The organism is Piscinibacter sp., assembly GCF_050175855.1.
GTDB lineage: Bacteria > Pseudomonadota > Gammaproteobacteria > Burkholderiales > Burkholderiaceae_C > Piscinibacter.
This window is the reverse complement of record NZ_JBFXIO010000391.1, coordinates 1-4,646: the sequence shown is the minus strand read 5'-3', so window position 1 is coordinate 4,646 and position 4,646 is coordinate 1. Positions and strand designations below refer to the sequence as shown.

Genomic DNA, 4,646 nt, shown 5'->3' with positions numbered 1-4,646 from the left:
CGCCGCGTGCAGGAGCACGAGATCAAGCTCGAGGCGCGCACCGCACCGTCGCCCGACAGCGAGATGTTCGTGCAGGCCGTGGGCCTGATCGACAAGCGCCGCACCGGCACCGCCGAGCCGACCAAGGACAAGTCGCTCGAGCGCGGCCAGACCTGGGTGCGCTTCGATCGCCTCGGCGGCACGCCGTTCGCGCTGCAGGCCGGGCGCGTGCCGCTGATCGACCGCCGCGCCTGGTGGTGGGACGACGACCTCGACGCCGTGCGCATCGTCGGCCGGGGCCAGGGCTGGCGGCTGGACACCGGGCTCGCGCAGGAACTGCTGCGCGTCTCCTCGAAGGACCGCGGCATCGCGCCGGGCCAGCGCAACGTGCGGCGCTGGTTCGGCCAGGCCAGCTGGCGGCCGGCGCGGCGCCATGCCGTCGAGCTGTTCTGGCTGAACCAGCGCGACGGATCGCCCCGCCCGCCGCTGGGCAGCGTCGCGATCGACGAGGACGCGCTCGACACCAGTGACCTGAGCGCGCGCTGGGTCGGGTTGCGTGCCAGCGGCGAGTTCCGCCCCGACGTCGGGCCGCGCCTGGCCTACTGGGCCGACGTGGCGCGGCTGCGCGGCACCGAAGCGCTGACCGACTACAGCGAGCTAGCCGACGGCAGCTTCCTGGCAGGCGCCACCGGCGACCGCCCGGTCCGCGGCCATGCGTACGACGTCGGCGCGGTGCTCGCCTTCCCGGTACCGCTGCGGCCGTCGATCGGCGCCGCTCTCGCGCGCGGCTCGGGCGGCGAACGCAGCGCGACGCTGGACGCCAACTTCCGCCAGACCGGGCTGCAGGAGAACAAGGCGCGCATCGGCGGCGTCAAGCGGCTGCGGCGATACGGCGAGCTGCTCGATCCGCAGCTGTCCAACCTCGAGGTGCGAACGCTGGCCACCGGCATCCGCCTGTTCGACAACAGCTCGCTGGAGCTGATCGCGCACCGCTACCGGCAGGTGGTGCCGTCCACCGTGCTGACCGGCTCGCGGCTGTCGGCCGACCCGGCCGGCACCAGCACCGACATCGGCCGCGAGATCGATGTCTTCCTGGCCGTCCGCGAATGGAAGCACCTGGAGATGACGCTGCGCTGGTCGCGCTTCGTGCCGGGCACCGCCTTCGCCGAAGGCGAGCGCGACCCGGCGCACGGCATCGAGTTCGGTGCCGCCCTCAACTTCTGACCCGACGAGGAGAACGACGATGAAACTGACCGTGGTGGGAACGGGCTACGTGGGCCTGGTCACCGGCGCCTGCTTCGCCGAGATGGGCAACGACGTGCTGTGCATCGACGTCGACGCCGACAAGATCGCACGGCTGGGCCGCGGCGAGATCCCGATCTACGAGCCGGGCCTGGAGGAGATCGTCCGCCGCAACGTCGCGCAGGGCCGGCTGCACTTCGGCACCGACGTTCACGAGGGCGTGCGCTTCGGCACGATGCAGTTCATCGCCGTGGGCACGCCACCCGACGAGGACGGCTCGGCCGACATGCGCCACGTGCTGGCCGCCGCGCGCGCCATCGGCGAGCACATGACCGACTACAAGTGCGTGATCGACAAGAGCACCGTGCCGGTGGGCACCGCCGACGCGGTGCGCGAGGAGATCGCCCGCACGCTGGCCGCGCGCGGCGTGACGGTGCCGTACACCGTGGTTTCCAACCCGGAGTTCCTCAAGGAAGGCGCGGCCGTCGAGGACTTCATGCGGCCCGATCGCATCGTGGTCGGCGTCGACGACGAGCGTGCGCGCTTCCTGATGCAGGCGCTGTACGCGCCCTTCCAGCGCCAGCGCGACAAGCTGGTGCTGATGGACGTGCGCTCGGCCGAGCTGACCAAGTACGCCGCCAACGCGATGCTGGCCACGCGCATCAGCTTCATGAACGAGATGGCGCTGCTGGCCGAGAAGCTCGGCGCCGACATCGAGCAGGTGCGCCGCGGCATCGGCAGCGACCCGCGCATCGGCGCGCAGTTCCTCTACGCCGGCTGCGGCTACGGCGGCTCGTGCTTCCCCAAGGACGTGAAGGCGCTGCTGCACGCGGCCGCCGGCGCCGGCGAGCCGCTGCAGGTGCTGTCGGCGGTGGAGCGCGCCAACGAGCGGCAGAAGCGCGTGCTGGTCGATCGCGTCGTGCAGCGCTTCGGCGAGAACCTATCCGGCTACACCTTCGCCCTGTGGGGCCTGGCCTTCAAGCCCGACACCGACGACCTGCGCGAGGCGCCGAGCCGCGTGGTCGTGGCCGAGCTGGCCGCGCGCGGCGCACGCATCGTCGCCCACGACCCCGAGGCGATGGCAGGCGCGCGCCGGCTGTTCGGCGCTCTGCCCGCCGTGCACTTCGCCGACACGCCGATGCAGGCGCTGGAGGGCGCCGACGCACTGGTGATCGTCACCGAATGGAAGGCCTACCGCTCGCCCGACTTCGAGCGCATGCGAGTGCTGCTGCGCCAGCCGGTGGTGGTGGACGGCCGCAACCTGTTCGACCCCTGGCTGATGCGCGACGCCGGCTTCGAATACCTGCCGATCGGCCGGCGCACGGGCGACGCCCCGGCCACGCTGCCGCTGGCGCTGGCGGCCTGAGGGCCGGGTGCCGCATTCCCCCAGCGGCGATCCCCGCATCCACGATCCGAGTCCGCGACACGCCTGGCCTCACGCCGCTGAGTGCGGCCGGGGCGGCGCTCTCATGGGACATTCCCGCAGCCACGGGTACCGGCGCCCGTGCCTATGATCGGCCGGCGCGGCCATCCCGGGCCCGACAGCAGACCATGAAGGACCCGATGGGAGAGACAGCCCGCCACATCTCGCACCGGCTTGCGGCACTGCCGGCCGCCGCATTGACCGGCGTGCAACGCGGCATCGAGAAGGAGAGCCTGCGCGCCAATGCCGACGGCTCGCTGGCCCTCACCCCGCATCCGGCCGCGCTCGGCTCGGCGCTCACGCATCCGCACATCACCACCGACTTCAGCGAGTCGCAGCTCGAGCTCATCACCGGCGTGCATGGCAGCGTCGCGGGGTGCCTCGACGAACTGCGCCAGATCCACGCCGCGGTGGCGCGCGCGCTGGGCGACGAGATGATGTGGGTGTCCAGCATGCCCTGCGGGCTACCGCCCGACGAGACGATACCGATCGGCCGCTACGGCAGCTCGAACATCGGCCGCGCCAAGAGCGTCTACCGCATGGGCCTGGGGCACCGCTACGGCCGGCGCATGCAGACGATCTCGGGCATCCACTACAACTGGTCGATGCCAGGCCTGACCAGCGAAGACTACTTCTCGCTGATCCGCAACTTCCGTCGACACGTCTTCGTGCCCATGCTGCTGCTGGGCGCCTCGCCGGCGGTCTGCGAGAGCTTCGTGGCCGGCCGTGCGCACGAGCTCCAGCGCTTGGCCGGAAGCACCCTCGGGCTGCCGCACGCGACCTCTCTGCGCATGGGGCGGCTCGGCTATCGCAGCGACGCGCAGGCCTCGCTCGCGGTCAGCTACAACAATCTCGACAGCTACGCCCGTTCGTTGCATGGCGCGCTGACGCAGGCCTATCCGGCCTACGAGGCCATCGGCGTGCACAACCCGGGCGGCGAATACAACCAGCTCGCCACCACGCTGCTGCAGATCGAGAACGAGTTCTACGGCAGCATCCGCCCCAAGCGCGTGATCCGCAGCGGCGAGCGGCCGCTGCACGCGCTGCGCGATCGCGGCGTGGAGTACATCGAGGTGCGCTGTCTCGACCTCGATCCGTTCGAGACGCTGGGCATCGCCGCGCCCGCCGTGGCGCTGCTCGACGTGTTCCTGCTGCATTGCCTGCTCGCGCCCAGCGCCGCGGATTCGCCCGACGAGATCGCGGCCCTCGGCCGCAACCAGGAGCGCACCGCGGCCCGCGGACGCGAGCCGGGCCTGCGGCTGGAGCGCGGCGGCCGGGAGGTCGTGCTGCTGGAGTGGGCGGCCGAGGTGCTGGAGCAGTGCGTGCCCATCGCCCGCGCGCTCGATGCCGCGCAGGGAGGCTCGCGGCACCGTGCCGCACTGACCGCCGCGAGCGAGGCCCTGGGCGATACACGCGCGCTGCCCTCATCACGTGTGCTCGACACGATGGCACGCGACTTCGGCGGCTCGCACATCCAGTTCGTGCGATCGCGATCGGCGGCCACGAAGCGTGCGTTGCTGGAGGCACCCTGGAGCGCGGAGCTCGACCGGCATTTCCGGACGATGGCCGCGGCATCGATCGAGGCGCAACGCGCCGCCGAGGCGGCAGACCGGGAGCCCTTCGAGTCCTTCCGGCAGCGCTACCTCGATGCAGCGCGGCTCACGCCTTCGACCGGCTGAACCGGCGAGCCGGCCGGAGTGCCCGTCGAGACGGGCACTGCGACACGCGAAACGCACGAACACCCAAGCATGGCACGGCGCCGCGAGGGACGATCGGCTGGCCTGCCCGGAGGGACTCGAACCCCCGACCTGCTGCTTAGAAGGCAGCTGCTCTATCCAGTTGAGCTACGGGCAGCGCGGAGGCGGAAAGAGATGGTCGGGGTGAGATGATTCGAACATCCGACCCACTGCTCCCAAAGCAGTTGCGCTACCAGGCTGCGCTACACCCCGAACAGCCGCGATTGTAGTGGCCCGGCCCTCAGGGGCGGACTTCCGCCGGCGCA

General features: G+C 71.5%; 3 protein-coding genes and 2 tRNA genes. 3 read left to right on the top strand and 2 right to left on the bottom strand.

Features of this window, described 5'->3' with window-relative positions:
- From AB7U92_RS22200 to gshA, 3 genes are all read left to right on the top strand, one after another.
- Positions 1 to 1,203: alginate export family protein (locus AB7U92_RS22200; protein ID WP_428582180.1), on the top strand; the 1,203-nt coding region annotated here is incomplete at its 5' end.
- A 19-nt stretch (positions 1,204 to 1,222) separates the two neighbouring features.
- A complete protein-coding gene (locus AB7U92_RS22195) occupies positions 1,223 to 2,587 on the top strand; it encodes a UDP-glucose dehydrogenase family protein (RefSeq protein ID WP_428582178.1) in 1,365 nt (454 codons plus the stop codon).
- A gap of 197 nt (positions 2,588 to 2,784) precedes the next feature.
- On the top strand, positions 2,785 to 4,323 hold the full coding sequence (gene gshA / locus AB7U92_RS22190; RefSeq protein ID WP_428582176.1) for a glutamate--cysteine ligase: 1,539 nt from the start codon (positions 2,785 to 2,787) through the stop codon (positions 4,321 to 4,323).
- A gap of 98 nt (positions 4,324 to 4,421) precedes the next feature.
- Here gshA and AB7U92_RS22185 read toward each other — a convergent pair.
- Positions 4,422 to 4,498 (bottom strand) — tRNA-Arg (locus tag AB7U92_RS22185).
- 18 nt (positions 4,499 to 4,516) lie between these two features.
- Positions 4,517 to 4,593, bottom strand: a tRNA-Pro gene (locus tag AB7U92_RS22180).
- Positions 4,594 to 4,646 lie beyond the last annotated feature (53 nt).

Excerpts from the sequence above, each read along its gene's own strand:
- AB7U92_RS22195 (WP_428582178.1), top strand. The coding sequence starts at position 1,223 with ATGAAACTGACCGTGGTGGGAACGGGCTACGTGGGCCTGGTCACCGGC.
- gshA (WP_428582176.1), top strand. The coding sequence starts at position 2,785 with ATGGGAGAGACAGCCCGCCACATCTCGCACCGGCTTGCGGCACTGCCG.